At 61.3% G+C, this 22,011-nt stretch carries 22 protein-coding genes and 1 riboswitch; of the genes, 16 read left to right on the top strand and 6 right to left on the bottom strand.

Translation table 11 applies throughout. From position 1 onward, the window contains the following. The first annotated feature begins 56 nt into the window (after positions 1–56). The 3 genes from J2W17_RS01865 (at position 57) to htpG (ending at position 2,967) form a co-directional block, all read left to right on the top strand. Positions 57–533, top strand: coding sequence for a PaaI family thioesterase (locus J2W17_RS01865; protein ID WP_307328301.1), 477 nt, complete (start codon positions 57–59; stop codon positions 531–533). Continuing rightward, positions 530–982 carry a PaaI family thioesterase gene (locus tag J2W17_RS01870; RefSeq protein ID WP_307328303.1) on the top strand — a complete coding sequence of 151 codons (453 nt, stop codon included), beginning with the start codon at positions 530–532 and terminating at the stop codon, positions 980–982. Before J2W17_RS01865 ends, J2W17_RS01870 begins: the two co-directional genes overlap by 4 nt. A gap of 80 nt (positions 983–1,062) precedes the next feature. Further along, on the top strand, positions 1,063–2,967 hold the full coding sequence (gene htpG, locus J2W17_RS01875) for a molecular chaperone HtpG (protein ID WP_307328307.1): 1,905 nt from the start codon (positions 1,063–1,065) through the stop codon (positions 2,965–2,967). Between the two features lie 203 nt (positions 2,968–3,170). On the opposite strand, the gene J2W17_RS01880 is transcribed toward htpG, so the two are convergent. After that, the gene (locus J2W17_RS01880; RefSeq protein ID WP_307328313.1) at positions 3,171–4,031 is read right to left on the bottom strand and encodes a pirin family protein; all 861 of its coding nucleotides are present in this window, start codon (positions 4,029–4,031) and stop codon (positions 3,171–3,173) included. 61 nt (positions 4,032–4,092) lie between these two features. Next, entirely contained in the window at positions 4,093–4,509 is a 417-nt protein-coding gene (locus J2W17_RS01885) for an OsmC family protein (RefSeq protein WP_307328317.1), read from the bottom strand. A gap of 150 nt (positions 4,510–4,659) precedes the next feature. Between J2W17_RS01885 and J2W17_RS01890 the strand changes: the two genes are divergently transcribed. Further along, positions 4,660–5,664, top strand: coding sequence for an amidohydrolase family protein (locus tag J2W17_RS01890; protein ID WP_307328320.1), 1,005 nt, complete (start codon positions 4,660–4,662; stop codon positions 5,662–5,664). 171 nt (positions 5,665–5,835) lie between these two features. Here J2W17_RS01890 and J2W17_RS01895 read toward each other — a convergent pair whose 3' ends face one another. Genes J2W17_RS01895 through purM form a run of 3 tightly spaced genes read right to left on the bottom strand, consistent with a single transcriptional unit; the run spans position 5,836 to position 8,266 of the window. Next, on the bottom strand, positions 5,836–6,549 hold the full coding sequence (locus J2W17_RS01895; RefSeq protein ID WP_307328324.1) for a DUF3108 domain-containing protein: 714 nt from the start codon (positions 6,547–6,549) through the stop codon (positions 5,836–5,838). Positions 6,550–6,557: 8 nt separating this feature from the next. Beyond that, positions 6,558–7,208 carry a phosphoribosylglycinamide formyltransferase gene (purN, locus tag J2W17_RS01900; RefSeq protein WP_307328328.1) on the bottom strand — a complete coding sequence of 217 codons (651 nt, stop codon included), beginning with the start codon at positions 7,206–7,208 and terminating at the stop codon, positions 6,558–6,560. Continuing rightward, complete coding sequence (gene purM / locus J2W17_RS01905) at positions 7,208–8,266, bottom strand: phosphoribosylformylglycinamidine cyclo-ligase (protein ID WP_307328330.1); 1,059 nt, start codon at positions 8,264–8,266, stop codon at positions 7,208–7,210. The genes purN and purM overlap by 1 nt, the downstream gene beginning before the upstream one ends. 381 nt (positions 8,267–8,647) lie before the next feature. Between purM and J2W17_RS01910 the strand changes: the two genes are divergently transcribed. From J2W17_RS01910 to J2W17_RS01935, 6 genes are all read left to right on the top strand, one after another. Continuing rightward, positions 8,648–9,706, top strand: a complete 1,059-nt coding sequence (locus J2W17_RS01910) for a DUF2066 domain-containing protein (RefSeq protein WP_307328332.1) — start codon at positions 8,648–8,650, stop codon at positions 9,704–9,706. Between the two features lie 35 nt (positions 9,707–9,741). After that, positions 9,742–10,815, top strand: coding sequence for an AI-2E family transporter (locus tag J2W17_RS01915; RefSeq protein ID WP_307328334.1), 1,074 nt, complete (start codon positions 9,742–9,744; stop codon positions 10,813–10,815). Between the two features lie 230 nt (positions 10,816–11,045). Further along, positions 11,046–11,750 (top strand): DnaA regulatory inactivator Hda, encoded by a 705-nt coding sequence (hda, locus tag J2W17_RS01920; protein ID WP_008033543.1) that lies wholly within the window; start codon positions 11,046–11,048, stop codon positions 11,748–11,750. A gap of 213 nt (positions 11,751–11,963) precedes the next feature. Then, entirely contained in the window at positions 11,964–12,614 is a 651-nt protein-coding gene (locus J2W17_RS01925; RefSeq protein ID WP_307328337.1) for a C40 family peptidase, read from the top strand. Between the two features lie 167 nt (positions 12,615–12,781). Then, positions 12,782–13,324 carry a C40 family peptidase gene (locus J2W17_RS01930; protein WP_307328340.1) on the top strand — a complete coding sequence of 181 codons (543 nt, stop codon included), beginning with the start codon at positions 12,782–12,784 and terminating at the stop codon, positions 13,322–13,324. A 16-nt stretch (positions 13,325–13,340) separates the two neighbouring features. Further along, positions 13,341–13,994 carry an O-methyltransferase gene (locus tag J2W17_RS01935; RefSeq protein WP_307328343.1) on the top strand — a complete coding sequence of 218 codons (654 nt, stop codon included), beginning with the start codon at positions 13,341–13,343 and terminating at the stop codon, positions 13,992–13,994. A gap of 207 nt (positions 13,995–14,201) precedes the next feature. On the opposite strand, the gene J2W17_RS01940 is transcribed toward J2W17_RS01935, so the two are convergent. Beyond that, a complete protein-coding gene (locus J2W17_RS01940) occupies positions 14,202–15,515 on the bottom strand; it encodes a PQQ-dependent sugar dehydrogenase (protein WP_307328348.1) in 1,314 nt (437 codons plus the stop codon). A 116-nt stretch (positions 15,516–15,631) separates the two neighbouring features. Beyond that, positions 15,632–15,865, top strand: a riboswitch (cobalamin riboswitch). Between the two features lie 81 nt (positions 15,866–15,946). Between J2W17_RS01940 and cobO the strand changes: the two genes are divergently transcribed. Genes cobO through J2W17_RS01970 form a run of 6 tightly spaced genes read left to right on the top strand, consistent with a single transcriptional unit; the run spans position 15,947 to position 21,940 of the window. Then, on the top strand, positions 15,947–16,558 hold the full coding sequence (cobO, locus tag J2W17_RS01945) for a cob(I)yrinic acid a,c-diamide adenosyltransferase (RefSeq protein ID WP_064679011.1): 612 nt from the start codon (positions 15,947–15,949) through the stop codon (positions 16,556–16,558). Beyond that, positions 16,555–17,955, top strand: coding sequence for a cobyrinate a,c-diamide synthase (locus J2W17_RS01950; protein WP_307328354.1), 1,401 nt, complete (start codon positions 16,555–16,557; stop codon positions 17,953–17,955). The genes cobO and J2W17_RS01950 overlap by 4 nt, the downstream gene beginning before the upstream one ends. Continuing rightward, on the top strand, positions 17,952–18,602 hold the full coding sequence (gene bluB, locus J2W17_RS01955; protein ID WP_307328357.1) for a 5,6-dimethylbenzimidazole synthase: 651 nt from the start codon (positions 17,952–17,954) through the stop codon (positions 18,600–18,602). Before J2W17_RS01950 ends, bluB begins: the two co-directional genes overlap by 4 nt. After that, complete coding sequence (gene cbiB / locus J2W17_RS01960; RefSeq protein WP_307328360.1) at positions 18,599–19,507, top strand: adenosylcobinamide-phosphate synthase CbiB; 909 nt, start codon at positions 18,599–18,601, stop codon at positions 19,505–19,507. Before bluB ends, cbiB begins: the two co-directional genes overlap by 4 nt. Further along, positions 19,500–20,492 carry a threonine-phosphate decarboxylase CobD gene (cobD, locus tag J2W17_RS01965; protein WP_307328363.1) on the top strand — a complete coding sequence of 331 codons (993 nt, stop codon included), beginning with the start codon at positions 19,500–19,502 and terminating at the stop codon, positions 20,490–20,492. Before cbiB ends, cobD begins: the two co-directional genes overlap by 8 nt. Next, positions 20,489–21,940: a cobyric acid synthase gene (locus J2W17_RS01970; RefSeq protein WP_307328366.1), complete on the top strand. Its 1,452-nt coding sequence runs from the start codon at positions 20,489–20,491 to the stop codon at positions 21,938–21,940. Before cobD ends, J2W17_RS01970 begins: the two co-directional genes overlap by 4 nt. Positions 21,941–22,011 lie beyond the last annotated feature (71 nt).

Here is a 22,011-nt window from a genome sequence, read left to right on the forward strand (position 1 = left end):
CTTTTACCCACTGGCGCCTATGCGACCACACGACACTCATAAAGGTTTTTATCAATATGGCCGAAAATCCCGTTTTTGAGCGTGCGACACGGTTTCTGTCGGCGCTGCGACATTGTCAGGTGCTCGGCCTGCAGGTTCACAGCGCGAGCAGTGAAGGGCTCACCGTGATGTTGCCGTACAGCAGGCAAATCGTCGGCAATCCGTACACCGGTGTGATCCATGGCGGGGCACTGACGTCGCTGATGGACACCGCTTGTGGCATGTCCACTCTCTGCGTGTTGCCCGAGTTCGAGGTCTGTCCGACCCTGGACCTGCGCATCGACTACATGCACGCCGCCGAACCGTACAAAGATGTCTATGGGTTCGCTCAGTGCTACCGGGTGACCACCGATGTGATCTTTGCCCGCGGCTTCGCCTATCAGGACGACCCCGAACACCCCATTGCCCATGTCGTCGGCACCTTCATGCGCATGGGTAAAGCCATCAAGGGCGCCCAAGGTTTTGGTGGCGCCATCGCCGCAGGTGCGAAATGACTGACAACTTCAAAGAACAATTACAGCAGGCCCATGAATTGGGGGACTACGCCTCGCTGCTGCATGTGATCCCCTATGCCAAACTGATCGGTGTCGAGTGTTCTCGCGTGGGGGATGAAGTGCTGTTTCGCTTGCCGGCCAACAAGGACAACATCGGCAACCCTTTGCTGCCAGCTATTCATGGCGGGGTGATTGCCGGGTTCATGGAATTGTCCGCGGCGTTGCACCTGCTGATTTTCACCGGATCGCCCGGCGTGCCGAAGATCATCGACTTCTCCCTGGACTACCTGCGTGCAGGGCAATTTCGCGACACCTGGGCCAGGTGCCTGGTGTGTCGCCAGGGGCGGCGCGTCGCCAACGTGGCAATTACCGCCTGGCAAAGTAGCGAATCCGAGCCGATTGCCACGGCCCGGGCCCATTTCAAAATCGAAGAGCCCTTGAAATCCTGATCTGAGCCCCCAACTTTGATGACAACCCGCCGCCGACCTCAAGGTCGCGGCTTATGCCATCTGATTGGAGTTTGATGACCATGAGTGTGGAAACTCAAAAGGAAACCCTGGGCTTCCAGACCGAGGTGAAGCAACTGCTGCACCTCATGATCCATTCGCTGTATTCCAACAAGGAAATTTTCCTTCGCGAATTGATCTCGAACGCCTCTGACGCTGTAGATAAATTACGCTTTGAAGCCTTGGCCAAGCCTGACCTGCTGGAAGGTGGCGCCGAGCTGAAGATCCGTGTGAGCTTCGACAAGGACGCTAAAACCGTCACTCTCGAAGACAACGGCATCGGCATGAGCCGCGAAGACGCGGTGACCCACTTGGGCACCATCGCCAAATCCGGTACCGCCGACTTCATGAAACATCTGTCCGGCGATCAGAAGAAAGATTCGCACCTGATCGGTCAGTTCGGTGTGGGCTTCTACTCCGCGTTCATCGTCGCTGATAAGGTCGACGTGTACAGCCGCCGAGCCGGCCTCGCTGCCAGCGAAGGCGTGCACTGGTCGTCCAAGGGCGAAGGCGAATTCGAAATCGCCACCGTCGAGAAAGCCGAACGCGGTACCCGCATCGTCCTGCACCTGAAGTCCGCTGAAGACGAATTCGCCGATGGCTGGCGTCTGCGCAACATCATCAAAAAGTACTCCGATCACATCGCTTTGCCGATCGAGTTGCCAAAAGAAGTGGCCGCTGTTGAAGGCGAAGAGAAACCGGCCGTTGAGTGGGAAACCGTCAACCGCGCCAGCGCCCTGTGGACCCGTCCGCGTACCGAGATCAAGGACGAGGAATACCAGGAGTTCTACAAACACGTCGCCCACGATTTCGAGAACCCGCTGAGCTGGAGCCACAACAAGGTCGAAGGCAAGCTGGAATACAGCTCGCTGCTCTACGTGCCGGCCCGTGCTCCGTTCGACCTGTACCAGCGTGAAGCCCCTAAAGGCCTGAAGCTGTACGTGCAGCGCGTGTTCGTCATGGATCAGGCGGAGTCGTTCCTGCCGCTGTACCTGCGCTTCATCAAAGGCGTGGTCGATTCCAACGACCTGTCGCTGAACGTGTCGCGGGAAATCCTGCAGAAAGACCCGATCATCGACTCCATGAAGTCGGCGCTGACCAAGCGTGTGCTCGACATGCTGGAAAAACTGGCGAAGAACGACCCTGACCAATACAAGAGCTTCTGGAAAAACTTCGGCCAGGTCATGAAAGAAGGCCCGGCAGAAGACTTCGCCAACAAAGAGAAAATCGCCGGCCTGCTGCGTTTCGCCTCCACTCAGGGCGAAGAAGGCGAGCAAGTGGTGTCCCTGGCCGAATACCTGGCGCGCGCCAAGGAAGGTCAGGACAAGATCTATTACCTGACCGGCGAGACCTATGCGCAGGTCAAAAACAGCCCGCACCTGGAAGTCTTCCGCAAGAAAGGCATTGAAGTGCTGTTGCTGACCGACCGCATCGACGAGTGGTTGATGAGCTACCTCAGCGACTTCGACGGCAAGAACTTCGTCGACGTGGCGCGTGGAGACCTGGACCTGGGCAACCTGGACTCGGAAGAGGACAAGAAAGCCGCGGAAGAAGTCGCCAAGTCCAAAGAAGGCCTGGTTGAGCGTCTGAAGACGGCACTGGGCGATTCCGTGGCTGAAGTGCGGGTGTCCCACCGTCTGACCGATTCCCCGGCGATCCTGGCCATCGGCGAGCAGGACCTGGGCATGCAGATGCGTCAAATCCTCGAAGCGAGCGGTCAGAAGGTTCCGGAGTCGAAGCCGATTTTCGAATTCAACCCGGCTCACCCGCTGATCGAGAAACTCGATAACGAGCAGAGCGACGAGCGTTTCGGCGACCTGTCGCACATTCTCTTCGATCAGGCAGCCCTGGCGGCCGGCGACAGCTTGAAGGACCCGGCCGCGTATGTGCGCCGCCTCAACAAGCTGCTGGTTGAACTGTCGGTTTAACGGCGTTGCGTTGTAAAAAAACCCGCTTCGGCGGGTTTTTTTCTGGGGTTTTGTAGTCCTGGGAGGAGGGTGTCAGTGCCGGCCCATTCGCGAGCAAGCCCGCTCCCACATTGGATCGGCGTCGACCGTAAAATTTGCGTACGACTCGATCCAATGTGGGAGCGGGCTTGCTCGCGAAGGCAATCTAATAGGCGGCTCAGGACCTAAGGCAGTTCAATCCGCTCGCTTTCCCCTGGCACCGTCGGCCAATCCCCGGCCGCCCAGCGTCGCCGCGCTTCATCGATTGCCGCCGGATCACTCGCCACAAAATTCCAGTTGATCCGCCGCGGCCCATCCAGCGGTGCGCCGCCGAACAGCACGGCGTGACAGTCGCTCTCGGCGCACAGCGTCATCTCTTCCCCGGCAGGCAATATTGCCAGCGTATGAGGTTCCAACAGCTCGCCATTCAACTGCGCCTGGCCACTCAACACATACAGCGCCCGCTCTTCATGCTCGGTAGGTATGAGCAGAGTGGTCGCCGTTTGCAGCTTCAATTCGGCATACAGCGTAGGAGAAAGCACTGGCACCGGCGATTCCAGGCAAAAGCCGGACCCAGCAATCATCCGGATCTTCACCCCGAGGTTGTCGCTGACCGGCAGCGTGGCCGCCGGATGGTGGCTGTAGTGCCCCGGGCCTTGTTCATGCTCCTTGGGCGATGCCAGCCAGATCTGCAGCCCGTGCATGCTGAACCCGCTGTCCTTCAACGCCTGGGGTGTGCGCTCGACATGGGCGATCGCGCTGCCGGCCGTCATCCAGCTGACATCCCCGGCCTCGACCACCTGGTCGGAGCCGAGGCTGTCCTTGTGCTGGATTTGCCCTTCGAACAAGTAGGTGAGGGTGGACAGGCCGATATGCGGATGCTGCCTGATGTTCATGCCTGTGCCTGCCGGGTAGCGGGTTTGCAGCATGTGGTCGAAAAACACGAAGGGCCCGACGCTGCGGCATTTGGCTGATGGCAAAGGGCGAAGAATCGGTTGGCCTTCGACATCTTCGGCGCGGGGGCGGATTACGAGCGGAGAATTCATGGTGCATTCCAGGCTGAGCGGGTGACGCACGGAGCATAACCCGCTTGCGCAGCCCTTGCCGCTATTGGCTGAACGCACCTTCGGACAGATGGGTTTCGATGCTGACCTCGGTGCTGGTCATCAGCTTGTGTACCGGGCAGCGGTCGGCCACGCGGTGCAGTTCGTCGCGCTGGGCATCGGTGAGTACGCCCTTGAGGGTCAGTTTGACGTGCAGGGCATATTTGCCTTTCTGCTCTTCGCTGTTATCGCGTTTGACCTCGACCGTGACACCGGTCAGCGGGATGTCTTTCTTTTTGGCGTACATCTTCAGGGTCACGGCCTTGCAGGCGCCAAGGGCGGCGTCGAAGTAGTCATGGGGCTCTGGCGCCGTGCCTTCGCCGCCGATATCTTTGGGTACATCGGCAAACATCTCGTGCTCGTCGATCTGGATGCTGTGACGAAAACCTTCGGCGGAAACGGTATTGACGGTAACAGTCATGGGAAACCTCGCAGGCAGAAAAATTGGTCGGTCAAAAAAGACCTTGAAGTTATAGAGCATTCCTGCAAGTTAGCGTTCCACTTTCTTGTCTTGATGAACCCTCTCCCTTGCCGGGGGGTCTACGCTGTTCCTACATTCCGGAGATCGCCCGTGCCTCTGTTCCGCTCCAGCGTTGCCTGCCTGTTGGTCTTTGCCTGCCACGTTGCCAGCGCCCGGGAATATGCCTACAGCGATGCGCACCTGCATTACGTGGACTTTTTTCAGGAAACGGCCGGCATGCCCGAATTGCTCAAGGCCATGGCCGACAATCGCATCGAGCATGTGATGATTTCCGGCATTCCGGTGGCCAAGAAATGGCACGAGGACGAACCCAGGCGCCCACGTTATTACGCCGGCGACGACGCCGATGCCTACTGGTACAGCGCTACCGACGTCATAGTCGCCGCCGCTGTGAACAGCCTGCCCCCCGAGAGACGTCAGTACTTTCACCCGTTCCTGTCAGGCTTCAACCCTAACGACAAGAACTCCGTGGCGCATATCCAGCGCATGCTCGATCTCAATCCCGGTCTGTGGCAAGGCATAGGCGAAGTCTTTACCCGCCATGACGACCTGACCGCGCTGACGTCCGGCGATACGCCACGGGCCAACAACGAAGCCATGACGCGCATCTATCATTTGGCGGCCGAAAACGACTTGCCGGTCATGCTGCATTCCAACATCACCTCCAAGCGTGAGAAAAATCCACTGTACCTGGCGGAAGTCGAAGAGCCGCTGCGCAATCATCCGCACACCCGGTTCATCTGGGCTCACGCCGGTACCAGCGCCGAGATTCATCGCCACCAGCCCCGGCTGGACTTTCTGCTGCCGACCTTGACCCGCATGCTTGAGGCGTATCCCAACCTGTTCGTGGACCTGTCCTGGAGCATGCTCACGCCTTATCTGCTGGATGAGCAGGGCAAGCCTCGGGGCGAGTGGTTGAAGCTGGTGGAGCGCTTCCCGGAGCGCTTCATGCTCGGCTCCGATGTCGTGGGACGTTTCAACAAGCTTGGTCAGGAAATGCGCAGCTTCGATCCTTTTCTCGATGCGTTGCCGGAAGACGTCGCCAGAAAAGTCGCGCGGGATAACTTTCTCTCGATCCTGCCCCGCCCCCTGTAGGAGCGAGCTTGCTCGCGAAAATCGCATAGACGACGCGGGCAACCTGGCAGCGCTGCGTTATCGTTGACGTTTTTCGCGAGCAAGCTCGCTCCTACAGTAGCCACATGGCCATGGGATATCCCGGACGAAAAAAAGCCCCGCATCTGCGAGGCTCTTTCGTATCGATCCGGATCAGCTGCCTTTGACAGCCTTGCCGTTGACCGTACCGTCCAGGAGCATGATGTTGTACTCCTTGCCGTCAGTCTCGACCTGTTGCAGGCGGACCAGCAGGTAATCCCAATCCTTGGCGAACCACAGCACGGTAATGCGTTTGCTCTGGGTCGGATCGCGAACGCGCTCGACCTTGATCGCCTCGATCTGGCCGGCCTTGGTGTCGACTTTTTCCGAGCCCAGCACGCGGAAGTCATAGGTGTCGACTTCGCCATCGTCGACGACCTGATAGCTCATGCTTTTCTTGCCGGCGGCCACGTCATGCTGCAGGGCCAGCTGATAAGTGGATTTGTCGACCATGCCGCGGTTGAGCGGGAGTTTGACCGGGTCGCCGCGATCGGTGCCGGTGACCATTTTGTTGGTCCAGTCGAAGTCCAGGTCAGCCTTCTTGGCTTTGCCCAGGCCACCCCGTTCGAAATGGTAGGACTGCGGCAGCAGCGTGTCCTTGTCCAGGGTCAGGGTGCTTTCTTCTGTCAGGCTCGCGATCATCATCGATGCCTTGAAGCTGAGCTTCCAGGCGCCGTTGGCTTGCTTGGTCAGGCTGCGCTCGGCGGTGCCGCTCATGGGCAACTGCTTCCAGTCGGCGGTGTAGCTGGCGGAGAAAGGTTGAAGTTCTGCAGCCTGCGCAAATGGCAGGACGAGCAGAGCGCAAGCGAAGAGCAGGGCGCGACGCATAAAATCTCCTAGGTTCGAATCAAGTGGCCGCTGGCGGCGAGTAGCTTCCCATCCAGTAAAGCACCTTGCTCGCCGAGTGATAAACGACCTTCGGCAAACCAGCGTACAGCCATTGGGTAGATCAGGTGTTCCTGGCGATGGACCCGCTGCGCCAGACTCTGCGGCGAATCCTGCAACTCTACCGGTATTACTGCCTGTACGACCAGTGGTCCGCCATCGAGTTCCTCGGTGACGAAGTGCACGGAGCAGCCATGCTCTGTATCTCCGGCCTCCAGCGCGCGCTGGTGAGTGTGTAACCCTTTGTATTTGGGCAGCAGCGAGGGGTGGATGTTGAGCAGGCGACCCTGGTAGTGACGCACGAAGCCGGCGCTGAGAATGCGCATGAAGCCGGCCAGTACCACGAGTTTGGGATTGAAGGCGTCGATCAGTTCGATCAGTGCGGCATCGAAGGCCTCGCGGCCCTCGAAAGCCTTGTGATCCAGGCAGCGGGTGTCGATACCCGCGTCCCTGGCGCGTTGCAGGCCGTAGGCGTCGGCACGGTTGGAGATCACCGCAGCGATGCGGGCCGGGCTGTCGCCGGTCCGCGTGCTGTCGATCAAGGCCTGCAAGTTACTGCCGGTGCCGGACAACAGCACCACCACATCACAGGTGACAGACATTAATGAGCCTTAAGGTTCTTCAGTTCAACCTGAGCCGCGCCTTCGGCTGCGGTGGAGATCTGGCCGATGACCCAAGGCTGCTCGCCGGCTTCACGCAGCACATTCAGCGCGGTTTCGACGTGCTCTTGAGCGACGCAGATCACCATGCCCACGCCGCAGTTGAGCACGCGGTGCATCTCGTTTTCGTCAACGTTGCCTTGCTTTTGCAGCCAGTCGAACACGGCAGGGCGAGTCCAGCTTGCAACGTCGACCACCGCTTGGGCGCCTTTTGGCAGCACGCGCGGGATGTTGTCGAGCAAGCCACCACCGGTGATGTGGGCCATGGCCTTGACGGCGCCGGTGTCCTTGATCAGCTTGAGCAGCGGCTTCACGTAGATGCGGGTCGGCGCCATCAGCAGGTCGGTCAGCGGCTTGCCGTCGAGCTGGATGTTTTCGATGTCGGCACCGGACACTTCGATGATCTTGCGGATCAGCGAGTAGCCGTTGGAGTGCGGGCCGGAAGACGGCAGGGCGAGCAGGGCATCGCCGGCAGCGACTTTCGAGCCGTCGATGATTTCGGATTTTTCCACGACGCCGACGCAGAAACCGGCCAGATCGTAGTCTTCGCCTTCGTACATGCCAGGCATTTCAGCGGTTTCGCCGCCGACGAGGGAGCAGCCGGACAGTTCGCAGCCGGCGCCGATGCCGGTCACGACCTGGGTCGCGGTTTCGACGTTGAGCTTGCCGGTGGCATAGTAGTCGAGGAAGAACAGCGGCTCTGCACCACAGACCACCAGATCGTTGACGCACATGGCCACCAGGTCGATGCCGATGCTGTCGTGCTTGTTCAGGTTCAGTGCCAGGCGCAGCTTGGTACCGACGCCGTCGGTACCGGAAACCAGCACAGGCTGCTTGTAGCCGGCCGGGATTTCGCAGAGGGCGCCAAAACCGCCCAGGCCGCCCATGACTTCCGGGCGCGCAGTGCGCTTGGCGACGCTCTTGATGCGTTCGACCAATGCTTCACCGGCGTCGATGTCTACACCGGCGTCCTTGTAGCTCAGGGAGGGTTGCTTGCTCATGATCCAGGCCTTTAGGGGGGATTCAGGGGTAACGACCGGGTCCAGGGGACCACTTGTACAGGCGAGGGCGGTTGCCGAGCGCAAATTCAAGGGCCCGGCTGTTGCCGGTCTGCGAAGGCGCGCGATTTTATCAGGCTTGAGGGGCAGCGGCCATCCTCAGGCCGACAGCAGGGGGCATATCGATTGAAAAAAACTGTAATTGCCGGGGTTGGTGCAATCGCGCCCGGCTGTATAAGGTAGCGCTAGTAACCGTCTATCGTTATGGCAGTGCGAAAAACTTACCCGGGTCGTGTGAATGTTTTGCGTCGGACGAGGGTCACAACCTTGCTCGTATGTCTTCATGCGGTCTGTTCCAGCCGCTCTCGTTGTCAGGAATCTTCCATGCGTTTTCTCAAATTGCTGTTTATGGGCGGCTTATCCTTGGTCAGCCTTGCCAGTCACGCCGAAACCGTCAAAGGCCTTTACCAGGTGCGCGAGCCTGTCAGCAGTCAGGCGCCCGAGGAGCGCGATCAAGCCACCCAGCGAGCGCTGGATACCCTGGTGTTGCGCCTGACCGGTGATCCCAAGGCGGCGCAAAGCCCGGGGTTGGCGGCGCTGCGCAAGGATCCGCAGCAGATCATCAGTCAATATGGCTTTGATGCCGGCCCGCCGGAGGTGCTGAAGGTCGATTTCGACCCGGCCACCACCGAGCAGGCGTTGCGCCGTGCCGGATTGTCGCTCTGGGGCGCGAACCGACCGTCGATCCTGGGCTGGTGGTTGAACGATGCCACCGAGGGTTCGAGCCTGGTGGGTGATGGTCAGGCCAGCGCGGCGCCATTGCGCCGCGCGGCACAACACCGTGGTTTACCATTGCGCCTGCCGCTGGCGGACCTGAATGAGCAGATCGTGGCCACCGCGCCGAATCTGGAAAGCGCGGACCCGGCGCCGTTGCGCGGCGCTTCGGGCCGTTACAACGCCGATGCCTTGCTCGCCGTGCATGCCCGTGAAGAAGGGGGGCAGTGGCAAGCCAAGTGGCGCTTGTGGCTGGGCGATCAAAAAGAGGCCGGCAGTGTGCAAGGCGCGGATCAGGCCGCCGTGGCCGATGCGGTCATGCTGGCGGTCAATCAGCGTCTGGCACCACGGTTCGTGGTCAAGCCGGGTGCTTCGAGTGAGCAATTGCTGGAAGTGCAGGGCATGAACCTGGAGCGTTACGCGGCCCTTGGGCGTTTGCTCGAACCTTTTGGTGCGCGCCTGCAAAGCGTCGACGGCGACCGGATCCTGTATCGGGTCAATGGCAGCGCCGAACAGTTGAAGGCGCAGTTGTCCCTGGCCAGGTTGCAGGAAGTGCCGGCCGGTGAAGCGCCGGCCCCCGCGACCCCGGCCCAGCCCGCGGTGGATGGCTCGGTACCTGCCGTGGCGCCGCCGCCGAAACCGACGCCGCAGCTGCGATTCCGTTGGTAAGTCGTTCTTTCCTTATATAGAAGCTGGAGTGGTTCATGGCCGATACGCGGCGTTGGTACTGGTTGGGTGGGGTGATCCTGCTCTGCGCGTTTTTCTGGCTGTTGCATCCGATCCTGACGCCGTTTCTGGTGGCGCTGCTGTTGGCCTATCTGTTTGACCCGCTGGTGGATCGGCTGGAGAACGCCGGTCTTTCCAGGACCTGGGGCGTCATCGCGGTATTTACGCTGTTCACCCTGATCTTCACCACCTTGCTATTGGTGCTGGTGCCGATGCTCGCCAAGCAATTGTTTCGCTTGTACGAGCTGACGCCGCAGATGCTCGACTGGTTGCAGCACAGCGCATTGCCTTGGGCGCAATCGAAATTTGGCCTGTCGGACGGTTTCTGGAAATTCGACCGACTCAAGGCCGCCATCAGCGAACACATGGGCCAGACCACCGACATTGTCGGCGTAGTGTTGAGTCAGGCGACGGCTTCCGGGCTGGCATTGATCGCTTTGTTGGCCAATCTGGTGCTGATCCCGGTGGTAATGTTCTATCTGTTACGGGACTGGGACCTGATGATGGCCAAGATCCGCAGTCTGCTGCCCAGGGATCGAGAAGCCCGTGTGATGACGCTGGCCGGTGAATGCCATGAAGTGCTGGGTGCCTTCGTGCGCGGGCAGTTGCTGGTGATGGTGGCGCTGGGCGTGATCTACGCGGCGGGCCTGATGCTGATAGGGCTGGAGTTGGGGCTGTTGATCGGTCTGATCGCCGGTTTGGCCGCGATCGTGCCGTACATGGGTTTTGTCATCGGGATAGGTGCGGCGTTGGTTGCCGGTCTGTTCCAGTTCGGTGGCGACCTGTACCCCATGGTCGGCATCGTCGCGGTGTTCATGGTCGGTCAGGCCCTGGAAGGCATGGTGCTCACGCCGTTGCTGGTAGGGGACCGGATTGGGCTTCATCCGGTCGCTGTGATCTTCGCGATTCTGGCGGGGGGCGAGTTGTTCGGCTTTACCGGTGTGCTCCTGGCGTTGCCGGTGGCGGCGGTGATCATGGTGCTGGTGCGTCATGTGCATGATTTGTACAAGGATTCAGATATGTACAGTGGCGTCGACGAGCCTGAGCTCTGAGGCGGGGTGAGCGTTGCTCGCGGGCGGCCTGGTTCATTGCCGGGTTGGCCCGCTTCCTTTGCATGGCTGTCGCCCAAAGCGCCAAAGAAACTGTCATAAAACCAGTGTGTTAACGCAAACCGTTGATTTTGCTTGTGGTCTGTCGCATTGTGCGGTCAGCTTCACGGGTATAAACTTCGCAAACTTTACACAGAGGCCACTAACGGTTCCCCTGGAACTGTTCAGTCAGCATGAAACCGATTCAGCTGCCCCTAGGTGTGCGTCTGCGTGATGACGCTACCTTTATCAATTACTACCCAGGCGCCAATGCCGCTGCACTCGGCTATGTCGAGCGGCTCTGCGAAGCCGACGCCGGCTGGACCGAAAGCCTGATTTATCTCTGGGGCAAGGACGGGGTAGGGCGTACGCATCTGTTGCAGGCAGCCTGCCTGCGGTTCGAGCAGCTGGGGGAGCCGGCGGTGTATCTGCCGTTGGCCGAACTGCTGGATCGTGGCATCGAAATCCTCGACAACCTCGAACAATACGAACTGGTCTGCCTCGATGACCTGCAGGCAGTCGCCGGGCGTGCGGATTGGGAGGAGGCGCTGTTCCATCTGTTCAACCGTCTGCGTGACAGTGGCCGGCGCCTGTTGATCGCCGCTTCGACCTCGCCGCGTGAACTGCCGGTCAAGCTGGCGGATCTGAAGTCCCGCCTGACCCTGGCCCTGATCTTCCAGATGCGTCCGCTCTCCGACGAAGACAAATTGCGCGCCTTGCAACTGCGCGCTTCTCGTCGCGGCTTGCACCTGACCGACGAAGTCGGGCATTTCATCCTGACTCGCGGCACGCGCAGCATGAGTGCGCTGTTCGAGTTGCTTGAGCGCCTCGACCAGGCGTCGCTCCAAGCTCAGCGCAAGTTGACGATTCCGTTTCTCAAAGAAACCCTGGGCTGGTGAACCCCGGTCCGACGCAGGTTTCGGCGGTTTCCAGACGCCAAAAAATCCGCTTGCCTACGGGGCCACAGACTGCGCGACGACTAAAAGGGGCTTGAGCGCTTAGATGTAATCGAGAAACCGGGAAGTCACATAAAGTTCGATTGAATTTGCAAACGAGCATGATTGCGGGCATAGTCGCGGCTTCTCTTATAACTTTCAGCCACGGTCGTGCCCATGCTAAAGCGCTTCGCACCCCTCGTGCCCCTCGCACTCGTCACCCTGCTGTTCGGTTGCGCTGCTCATTCTCCAGCGCCCCAGCAAGAGCAAAATCAGCAGGTCATCAATTCAGTTACCGCACAATCGACTTCCGTTCTTCTGCAGGAAGCGATTGAGCAAGACGCCGCCACTGATAAAGAACTGGCCAGCTTCGCCAATGGCAAGTCCTACCAGCTTCCGGTTCTGGCCGACAGCATTCTCGAACGCGGCATGTCCCTGATCGGTACCCGTTACCGTTTCGGCGGCACCTCCGAAGCCGGCTTCGATTGCAGCGGTTTCATCGGTTATCTGTTTCGCGAAGAGGCTGGCATGAACCTGCCGCGCTCGACTCGCGAAATGATCAACGTGGACGCCCCACTGGTGACCCGCAGCGATCTGAAGCCCGGTGATTTGTTGTTCTTCGCCACCAATGGTCGTCGTGGGCGCGTCAGTCACGCCGGGATCTACCTGGGCGACAACCAGTTCATCCATTCCAGCAGCCGCCGTAGCGGTGGGGTCCGGATCGACAATCTGGGCGACAGTTACTGGAGCAAGACCTTCATTGAAGCCAAGCGCGCACTCGCCATGGCGCCGGATTCAGTTCCGGCCATCGTCACGGCGCGCAAGTAAGCGGACTTTTTGTAAGGTGAACTTAAAGTCTTACTTGAAGTTTGCCGTGTAGCAGCTAGAATCCTGTTCTAATATTGATGGCAAACCGCCTGCGTTCTGCGCAGGCGGTTTTCTTTTCTGCCCTGTTGGTGGAAAAAGCCGCGCAGCGAGATCAGGATGTTTTGCCCATGACGATGTCGGCCCGCCTCGCAATCATGTTCTTCGCAGCGCTGCTCAGCGCCTGCGCCAGCCGCACATCGCCGCCAGCACCGGCACCGGTGATTCGCGCGCCGCTGGTTTTCGGTCCTTCCCAAGCCTTTTCTCCCGCCGCCGAAGACGTGCTGTTTCGCGCGCTCGGCCTCGTCGGCACGCCCTATCGGTGGGGCGGCAACACTCCGGATTCGGGCTTTGATTGCAGCGGGCTGATTGGCTACGTCTACCGCGATGTGGCCGGTATTGCCCTGCCGCGCACGACTCGCGAGATGATCGGCATGCAAGCGGCCAGTGTCGGCAAAGAAGGCCTGCAAACCGGCGACCTGCTGTTCTTCGCCACCAATGGCGGCTCCCAGGTCAGCCACGCCGGGATCTATGTCGGCGAAGGGCGCTTCGTCCATGCGCCGGCCACGGGTGGTACGGTCAAGCTCGACAGCTTGTCCAAGACTTATTGGCAGAAAGCCTACCTGAGCGCCAAGCGTGTGTTACAACCAGAGCATCTGGCACATAACCCATAGATCGCAGAGTCTGGCCATGACCGCTCGCACGCTCAATCTCGATGATTCCCTGTATCAGTACCTGCTCGACGTCTCCCTGAGGGAGACGCCGCTGCTCAAGCGCTTGCGCGACGAAACCCAGGCGCTGCCCATGGCGCGTTGGCAGGTGGCGCCGGAGCAGGGGCAGTTCCTCGCGTTGCTGGTGAAGCTCACCGGCGCCAGGCGTGTGCTGGAAGTGGGCACGTTCACCGGTTACAGCGCCTTGTGCATGGCGGCGGCGTTGCCGGATGACGGATCGCTGATCTGTTGCGATATGCCCGGCGACTACAACGCGACCGCGCGTCGGTACTGGCAGGAAGCGGGTCTTGCGCAGCGGATCGATCTGCGGTTGGCGCCGGCGCTGGAAACCCTGGCCGGGCTGGATCAGGCAGGGCAGTTCGACCTGATATTCATCGATGCCGACAAGGCCAATTACCCGAGTTATCTGGAGCATGCGTTGCGCTTGCTGCGGGTCGGTGGGCTGGCGGTGTTCGATAACACCCTGTGGAGTGGGCGGGTGCTTGAGAGCAATCCCGACAGCGCAGACACCCGGGCCATCCAGGCGCTCAATCTGGCCTTGAAGGATGACGTGCGGGTGGATCTGTCGTTGTTGCCGTTGGGGGATGGGTTAACCTTGTGCCGCAAGCGCTAGGCAGGTGATTTTTGGGTGGCGGTGATGGCCTCTTCGCGAGCAAGCCCTCTCCCACATGGATCTCTGTTGACCACAGAAATTGTGAGCGCCCGAGATCCCTGTGGGAGCGAGCCTGCTCGCGAAGGGGCCGGCACATTCAACATCGTTGTTGCCGGATCGACCGCTTTCGCGAGCAGGCTCGCTCCCACAGGTGATGCCGGGTTGCAGTTATTTAGTCGCCGACACCCGCCACACCTTGTTCCCCACATCATCCGCCACCAGCAAACCGCCCTGTCGATCGATCACCACTCCCACCGGACGGCCCATGGCTTTTTCGTCGTCGCTGAGGAATCCGGTGAGCACATCGACCGGTTGCCCGACCGGTTTGCCCGCACTGAATGGCACGAAAATCACTTTGTAGCCACTGTGCGGATCGCGGTTCCACGAGCCGTGCTGGCCGATGAAGGCGCCTTCCTTGAATTGCGTCGGCAGGGTGTTGCCTTCTGCAAAGGTCAGGCCCAGCGAGGCCGTGTGCGGGCCGACTGCGTAGTCCGGCACGATGGCCTTGGCCACCAGGTCGGGATTCTGCGGGGTTACGCGCGCATCGACATGTTGCCCGTAATAGCTGTAAGGCCAGCCATAGAACCCGCCGTCCTTCACCGAAGTGATGTAGTCCGGTACCAGATCGCTGCCGATTTCGTCACGCTCATTGACCGCTGTCCACAGCGCTCCACTCCGTGGCTCCCAAGCCAGGCCGTTGGGATTGCGAATGCCCGAAGCGAAGATCCGGTGGTTGCCGGTGGCGCGGTCCACTTCCCAGATCGCCGCGCGACCTTCTTCCTGGTCCATGCCGTTTTCGGCGACATTGCTGTTGGAGCCCACCGTTACGTACAGCTTGCTCCCGTCCTTGCTGGCGATGACGTTTTTGGTCCAATGATGGTTGAGCGTGCCCCCCGGCAGATCGACCACTTTGATCGGTGGCGACTTGATCGCCGTCTCGCCATCTTCGTAGTGGAAACGCAGCAAGCGGTCCGTATCGGCCACGTACAGGTCAGTGCCGACCAGGGTCATGCCGAACGGCGAATTGAGGTTTTCCAGAAACACCGTACGGGTTTCGGCGATACCGTCGTGGTCCTTGTCTCGCAGCAGCGTGATGCGATTCGGGCTCGGTACGCCGGCACCGGCACGGCCCATGACTTTCTTCATGACCCAGCCTTTGACGCCTTTGCCATCATCGGGTTTGGGTGGCGCGTTGGTTTCGGCGACCAGCACATCGCCGTTGGGCAACACATAAAGCCAGCGCGGGTGATCGAGGTCTTCGGCAAAGGCAGCAACCTGGGTTCCCGCCGCGGCGACAGGTTTTGCACCGTCGGGCCAGCCTATCGCCGGGGCGATGTTCACCGTCGGGATCAGGGTCTTGTTCGGTTCCGGCAGCTTGGGCGACGGTCCGGTGCCGTCCATGACTTGCAGGCTGGAGGTTTCGCCACAGGCGGCGAGCCCTCCGGTGAGCGCGATGACGAGAACGAGCTGGGGCTTGCGCATGCTGATCTTCCCTATGGACGCATTGATACAATCATAGAGAAGCCTGGAGGCGCGATGGTTCAACCGGTCAGCCCTGGGGCGCTTTCTCAATTGACGCTCCACCCCCAACCCTCTAACCTTCGCGGCTTGTTTCAGGTGCTCTGTGGCGATGGCCGACAGAGTGAAACAGGGAAGTCGGTGAATGACAGTCTTCGAAGGATGAAGCGTCATGATCCCGACGCTGCCCCCGCAACGGTAAATGAGTGAAGACTGCGCCTTGAGCCACTGTGTCGACAGCCGACATGGGAAGGCGCGCAGTCAGGCCAGCGCCGCTCATGAGCCCGGAGACCGGCCTGATCCATCCAGCGGCATCACGGTGGGCGATGCCAGGCTTTTTGCCGTCTATTCTTGTGCCTGCCCGCCGTTATCCAGCCCCAACGGAGAGCTCCCCCATGACTGATACCCCCGATCGTGATGAACGTCACCTGGCGCGCATGCTGCGCAAAAAAGCCGTGATCGATGAACGCATCGCCAATTCCCCGAACGAGTGCGGCCTGCTGCTGGTGCTGACCGGCAACGGCAAAGGCAAGAGCAGTTCGGCCTTTGGCATGCTCGCCCGATCCCTTGGCCATGGCATGCAGTGTGGCGTGGTGCAGTTCATCAAGGGCCGCAACAGCACCGGCGAAGAACTGTTTTTCCGCCGTTTTCCGGAGCAGGTGCGGTTTCATGTGATGGGCGAGGGCTTCACCTGGGAAACCCAGGACCGTCAGCGTGATATCGCGGCCGCCGAAGCCGCCTGGGCCGTGTCCCGGGAACTGCTGAGCGATCCGTCCATCGGCCTGGTGGTGCTCGATGAGTTGAACATCGCCCTCAAGCACGGTTATCTCGACCTCGATCAGGTGCTCAGCGACTTGCAGGCGCGTCCGCCAATGCAGCATGTGGTGGTCACCGGTCGCGGTGCCAAACCGGAAATGATCGAGCTGGCCGATACCGTGACCGAAATGGGTGTGATCAAGCACGCGTTCCAGGCCGGGATCAAGGCGCAAAAAGGCGTCGAATTGTGAGTCAGCCACGTCATTGCCCGGCGGTCTTGATTGCCGCGCCGGCCTCCGGTCAGGGCAAGACCACCGTCACCGCCGCACTGGCCCGGTTGCACCGCAATCAGGGGCGCAAGGTGCGGGTCTTCAAATGCGGTCCGGACTTCCTCGACCCGATGATTCTCGAGCGCGCCAGCGGTGCGCCGGTGTATCAGCTGGACATGTGGATGGTCGGCGAGCAGGAAAGTCGTCGACTGTTGTGGGAAGCCGCCGCCGAGGCCGACCTGATCCTGATCGAAGGGGTCATGGGGCTGTTCGACGGTACGCCGTCCAGCGCCGACCTGGCGCGGCACTTCGGGGTGCCGGTGCTGGGAGTGATCGACGGCACCGCCATGGCCCAGACCTTTGGCGCGCTGGCCCTGGGTCTGGCGCGCTATCAGCCGGACTTGCCGTTTGCCGGGGTGTTGGCCAACCGCGTGGGCACGCTGCGCCATGCGCAATTGCTCGAAGGCAGCCTGACTGAAGGCTTGCGCTGGTATGGCGCCTTGTCCCGGGAGACCGGGATCGAACTGCCCAGCCGTCACCTGGGGCTGGTGCAGGCCAGCGAGTTGAACGATCTAGATCTGCGCCTCGACGCCGCGGCCGATGCCCTGGCCAGCAGTTGCGAGGTGGCGTTGCCCCCGGCTGTGGAATTCGCCGCCCCCGATGTGATCGCTGTCGAGCCATTGCTGGCCGGCGTGCGGATCGCGGTGGCCCGTGACGAAGCCTTTGCCTTCACCTACGGCGCGAGCCTGGATCTGCTACGCGCCATGGGCGCCGAATTGCTGTTTTTCTCGCCGATCCGTGATGCCCGATTACCGGAGGCGGACAGTCTCTACCTGCCGGGCGGTTATCCGGAGTTGCACCATGTGGCGCTGTCGCGGAACACATCGATGCTCGACGCGATTCGCGCGCACCATGGGGCGGGCAAACCGTTGCTGGCCGAGTGTGGTGGCATGTTGTATCTGCTTGATTCGTTGACCGATGTCGACGGCACTCGTGCCGGGTTGGTCGGTTTGCTGACCGGGGATGCGGTGATGCAGAAGCGTCTGGCTGCGTTGGCCTTGCAGGCGGTTGAGCTGCCGGAAGGGTTACTGCGTGGGCATACCTATCATCATTCGCTGACCAGCACCGGGCTTGAGCCGATTGCCCGTGGGCTGAGCCCGAATGGCGGCCGCGGGGCGGAGGCGGTTTATCGTCAGGGGCGGATGACGGCCTCTTATGTGCATTTTTATTTTCCGTCCAATCCCACTGCCATAGCCGCACTGTTCGCGCCTGGCCTTGAGGGCGCCTTCGCGAGCAGGCTCGCTCCCACAGTTGACCGCGTTTCGTCAGGCAACACACTTGCAAATGTGGGAGCGAGCCTGCTCGCGAAGAGGCCATGACAGACAACGCCTTCTCCGAAGCCGAACGCGCTGCCGTCTACCGTGCAATCGCCGAACGCCGCGACATGCGCCACTTCACCGGTGGCACCGTCGCGCCCGATCTACTGCGACGCCTGCTCGAATCCGCCCACCAGGCCCCGAGCGTGGGCCTGATGCAGCCCTGGCGCTTCATCCGCATCAGCGACCGTGCCCTGCGCGGCAAAATCCAACAGCTGGTGGAAGAAGAACGCATCCGCACCGCCGAAGCCCTCGGCGAGCGCAGCGACGAATTCATGAAGCTCAAGGTCGAAGGCATCAACGACTGCGCCGAAGTGCTGGTCGCCGCGCTGATGGACGAGCGCGACCGGCATATCTTCGGCCGCCGCACCTTGCCGGAAATGGACATGGCCTCGTTGTCCTGCGCAATCCAGAACCTGTGGCTGGTATCCCGTGCCGAAGGGCTGGGCATGGGCTGGGTCTCTTTGTTCGAGCCGCAAGCCCTGGCCGACTTGCTGGAAATGCCCACCGGCGCCAAGCCGTTGGCCGTGCTGTGCCTGGGGCCGGTGAAGGAATTCTACCCGGCACCGATGCTGGCACTCGAAGGCTGGGCCCAGCCGCGTCAGCTTGGCGAATTGCTGTACGAAAATTATTGGGGAGTGAGTCAATGAGTGTGGCGTTATTGAGTGTTGCCGCGGTGGCGCTGGATGCGCTGCTGGGTGAGCCCAAACGCTGGCATCCGCTGGTTGCGTTCGGCCGTTTTGCCGACCGCATCGAGCAACGTTTCAACAGCGAAGGTCGCGGCTGGCGCAGTCACGGTGTCAGCGCGTGGTTGATCGCGGTCGTGCCGCTGACCTTGCTGGCCACGGCTTTATCCTGGGCGCCTTATGTCGGCTGGATCGTCGACATCCTCGCGCTCTATTGCGCCCTCGGCATGCGCAGCCTCGGCGAACACGTCGAGCCAGTGGCCAAGGCCCTGCGCAGCGATGATATTGACGAAGCACGCAAGCGCGTGGGTTATCTGGTCAGCCGCCAGACCAGCGAACTGGATAAGACCGAAGTCGCCCGCGCCGCCACCGAATCGGTGCTGGAGAACGGCAGCGACGCGGTCTTTGCCGCGCTGTTCTGGTTCGCCGTGGCGGGAGTGCCCGGCGTGGTGCTGTATCGACTGAGCAACACCCTCGATGCGATGTGGGGTTACCGCAACGAGCGTTTCGAACGATTCGGCTGGGCCGCGGCCAGGATCGACGATGTGCTCAATTACATTCCCGCACGCCTGGTGGCGTTGACCTACGCGCTGCTGGGCAAGACCCGCCTGGCGTTGAGATGCTGGCGCATTCAGGGGCCGACCTGGGACAGCCCGAATGCCGGGCCGGTAATGGCCGCCGGTGCCGGCGCCCTCGGCGTCGAGTTGGGCGGGGCGGCGATCTATCACGGTGACCTGCATCATCGCCCGCAGCTGGGTGAAGGCTTGCCGGCGGATGCCGACTCCATCGACCGTGGCTGGCAATTGGTCAAGCGCGGGGTATGGTTGTGGTTGCTGATCCTTTGCGTGGGGGCTGAATTTTATGCTTGAGCACGGAGGTCGATTACGCAAGGCGGCGCTCGAATACGGCATTGCCGAAGCCGACTGGCTGGACCTGTCCAGCGGCCTCGCACCCTGGCCGTTCGCGGTCCCGGATATCCCGTTGCACGCCTGGGCACGCTTGCCGGAAACCGACGACGGTCTGGAGCAGGCCGCCTGCGACTACTACGGCGCCGCACACGTGCTGCCGGTGGCCGGTTCGCAAATGGCGATCCAGCTGTTGCCGCGTTTGCGTCGCGTCGGCAAGGTCGGCGTGCTCTCGCCCTGTTACGCCGAGCACGCCGAAGCGTGGCGCCGCAGCGGCTATATCGTGCGTGAAGTGCTGGAGCAGGAAGTCGACTTCTTTCTCGACAGCCTGGACGTGCTGGTGGTGGTCAATCCGAACAATCCCACCGGCCTGAGCCTGACCCCGGATCGTCTGCTGGACTGGCATGCGAAACTGGCCCAGCGCGGTGGCTGGCTGGTAGTGGACGAGGCGTTCATGGACAACACGCCGCACCTGAGCCTGGCGCCTGTTGCCCATCAGGTCGGATTGATCGTGCTGCGCTCCTTCGGCAAGTTTTTCGGTCTGGCCGGTGTGCGCCTGGGGTTTGTGCTGGCCGAGCGCAGGCTGCTCAAGTTGCTGGCCGAGCAGGTAGGGCCGTGGGCGGTCAGCGGGCCGACCCGGATCGTGGGGCAGGCCTGCCTGCTGGACACCGAAGGCCACGCCCGCCAACGGCAGCGCACCGAAGTGGCCAGCGAGCGTCTGGCGCGGTTGCTGGCACAATACGGTCTCGCTCCCCAGGGCGGTTGCGCGCTGTTTCAATGGCTGATCAACGAGCGCGCCGAAGCCCTGCATGAATTCATGGCCCGGCGCGGCATTCTGCTGCGGTTATTCACCCACAACAGCAGCCTGCGATTCGGCTTGCCCGCCGATGAAGCCGACTGGACACGTCTCGCGCAAGCGTTCGAAGCCTACATCAGGGAAGCCCAATGACTACGTTGATGGTGCAGGGCACCACGTCGGACGCCGGCAAGAGCACGCTGGTGACGGCACTCTGTCGCTGGGTCACCCGCCAGGGCATCAGCGTCGTGCCGTTCAAGCCACAGAACATGGCCCTCAACAGTGCCGTGACCGCCGATGGCGGCGAGATCGGTCGCGCGCAAGCGGTGCAGGCCCAGGCGGCCAACCTTGAACCGCATACCGACATGAATCCGGTGCTGCTCAAGCCCAACAGCGATACCGGCGCCCAGGTGATCATCCATGGCCGCGCCGTCACGACCATGAATGCGGTGGCCTACCACGACTACAAAGCCATCGCCATGCAAGCGGTGCTGGCTTCCCATGAACGGCTGAGCGGGGCTTATCCGGTGGTCATGGTCGAAGGCGCAGGCTCGCCGGCGGAGATCAATCTGCGTGCCGGCGACATCGCCAACATGGGCTTCGCCGAGGCGGTGGACTGCCCGGTGGTGTTGATTGCCGACATCAATCGCGGCGGAGTATTCGCGCATCTGGTGGGCACACTGGAATTGCTGTCGCCGAGTGAACAGGCACGGGTCAAAGGTTTCATCATCAACCGTTTTCGCGGCGACATTGCGTTACTGCAGCCGGGGCTGGATTGGCTGGAGGCGCGCACTGGCAAACCGGTGATCGGCGTGTTGCCCTATGTGATGGACCTGCACCTGGAAGCCGAGGACGGTATCGATCAGCGTCAGACCGACAAGGCGGACCAGGTGCTCAAAGTGCTGGTGCCCGTGCTGCCGCGAATCAGCAACCACACCGATTTCGATCCGCTGCGTCTGCACCCGCAAGTGGACCTGCAATTCATCGGCCCCGGGCAGGCGATCCCGCCCGCCGACTTGATCATTCTTCCGGGTTCAAAAAGCGTGCGCAGCGACCTCGCGTATCTGCGGGCCAATGGCTGGGACACCGCTATCAGTCGTCATCTGCGCTATGGCGGCAAAGTGCTGGGTATCTGTGGCGGTCTGCAAATGCTCGGTGAGCAGGTGCATGACCCGCTGGGCCTCGAAGGGGCGCCCGGGTCGAGCGCCGGTTTGGGTTGGCTGGCCTTCGAGACGCAGCTTGAACAAGAGAAGCAATTGCGCAATGTGCGCGGGCGTCTGGCGCTGGAAGATGCGCCGGTCACGGGTTATGAAATCCATGCCGGCGTGACCACCGGGCCGGCGCTGGAGAGCGCGGCCGTGCAGCTGGACGATGGTCGCTGCGATGGCGCGCAAAGTCTCGACGGGCAGATCTTTGGCACCTATCTGCATGGGCTGTTCGAATCGCCGGCGGCGTGCAGTGCGTTGTTGCGTTGGGCGGGGTTGCAGGAGGTGCAGGAAGTGGATTACCACGGGTTGCGCGAGCGCGATATCGAGCGGTTGGCGGATCTGGTGGAGAAGCATCTGGATACCCGGCTGTTGCGTGAGCTCTGCGGGTTTTGAGGTGCTTGTGCCGGCCTCATCGCGGGCAAGCCCGCTCCCACAGGGATTTTCGTCATATACAAAACCTGCTC

The sequence above is a fragment of the Pseudomonas lini genome, assembly GCF_030812475.1.
GTDB classification, from domain to species: domain Bacteria; phylum Pseudomonadota; class Gammaproteobacteria; order Pseudomonadales; family Pseudomonadaceae; genus Aquipseudomonas; species Aquipseudomonas lini_A.

Bases quoted from the DNA above. Each gene is read 5' to 3' on its own strand.
- J2W17_RS01915 (WP_307328334.1), top strand. From the start codon at position 9,742: ATGGCCGATACGCGGCGTTGGTACTGGTTGGGTGGGGTGATCCTGCTC.
- J2W17_RS01895 (WP_307328324.1), bottom strand. From the start codon at position 6,549: ATGCGTCGCGCCCTGCTCTTCGCTTGCGCTCTGCTCGTCCTGCCATTT.
- J2W17_RS01870 (WP_307328303.1), top strand. From the start codon at position 530: ATGACTGACAACTTCAAAGAACAATTACAGCAGGCCCATGAATTGGGG.
- purN (WP_307328328.1), bottom strand. From the start codon at position 7,208: ATGTCTGTCACCTGTGATGTGGTGGTGCTGTTGTCCGGCACCGGCAGT.
- hda (WP_008033543.1), top strand. From the start codon at position 11,046: ATGAAACCGATTCAGCTGCCCCTAGGTGTGCGTCTGCGTGATGACGCT.
- J2W17_RS01910 (WP_307328332.1), top strand. From the start codon at position 8,648: ATGCGTTTTCTCAAATTGCTGTTTATGGGCGGCTTATCCTTGGTCAGC.
- cobD (WP_307328363.1), top strand. From the start codon at position 19,500: ATGCTTGAGCACGGAGGTCGATTACGCAAGGCGGCGCTCGAATACGGC.
- cbiB (WP_307328360.1), top strand. From the start codon at position 18,599: ATGAGTGTGGCGTTATTGAGTGTTGCCGCGGTGGCGCTGGATGCGCTG.
- J2W17_RS01935 (WP_307328343.1), top strand. From the start codon at position 13,341: ATGACCGCTCGCACGCTCAATCTCGATGATTCCCTGTATCAGTACCTG.
- htpG (WP_307328307.1), top strand. From the start codon at position 1,063: ATGAGTGTGGAAACTCAAAAGGAAACCCTGGGCTTCCAGACCGAGGTG.
- J2W17_RS01885 (WP_307328317.1), bottom strand. From the start codon at position 4,509: ATGACTGTTACCGTCAATACCGTTTCCGCCGAAGGTTTTCGTCACAGC.
- cobO (WP_064679011.1), top strand. From the start codon at position 15,947: ATGACTGATACCCCCGATCGTGATGAACGTCACCTGGCGCGCATGCTG.
- J2W17_RS01930 (WP_307328340.1), top strand. From the start codon at position 12,782: ATGACGATGTCGGCCCGCCTCGCAATCATGTTCTTCGCAGCGCTGCTC.
- J2W17_RS01880 (WP_307328313.1), bottom strand. From the start codon at position 4,031: ATGAATTCTCCGCTCGTAATCCGCCCCCGCGCCGAAGATGTCGAAGGC.
- J2W17_RS01940 (WP_307328348.1), bottom strand. From the start codon at position 15,515: ATGCGCAAGCCCCAGCTCGTTCTCGTCATCGCGCTCACCGGAGGGCTC.
- J2W17_RS01925 (WP_307328337.1), top strand. From the start codon at position 11,964: ATGCTAAAGCGCTTCGCACCCCTCGTGCCCCTCGCACTCGTCACCCTG.
- J2W17_RS01865 (WP_307328301.1), top strand. From the start codon at position 57: ATGGCCGAAAATCCCGTTTTTGAGCGTGCGACACGGTTTCTGTCGGCG.
- bluB (WP_307328357.1), top strand. From the start codon at position 17,952: ATGACAGACAACGCCTTCTCCGAAGCCGAACGCGCTGCCGTCTACCGT.
- purM (WP_307328330.1), bottom strand. From the start codon at position 8,266: ATGAGCAAGCAACCCTCCCTGAGCTACAAGGACGCCGGTGTAGACATC.
- J2W17_RS01970 (WP_307328366.1), top strand. From the start codon at position 20,489: ATGACTACGTTGATGGTGCAGGGCACCACGTCGGACGCCGGCAAGAGC.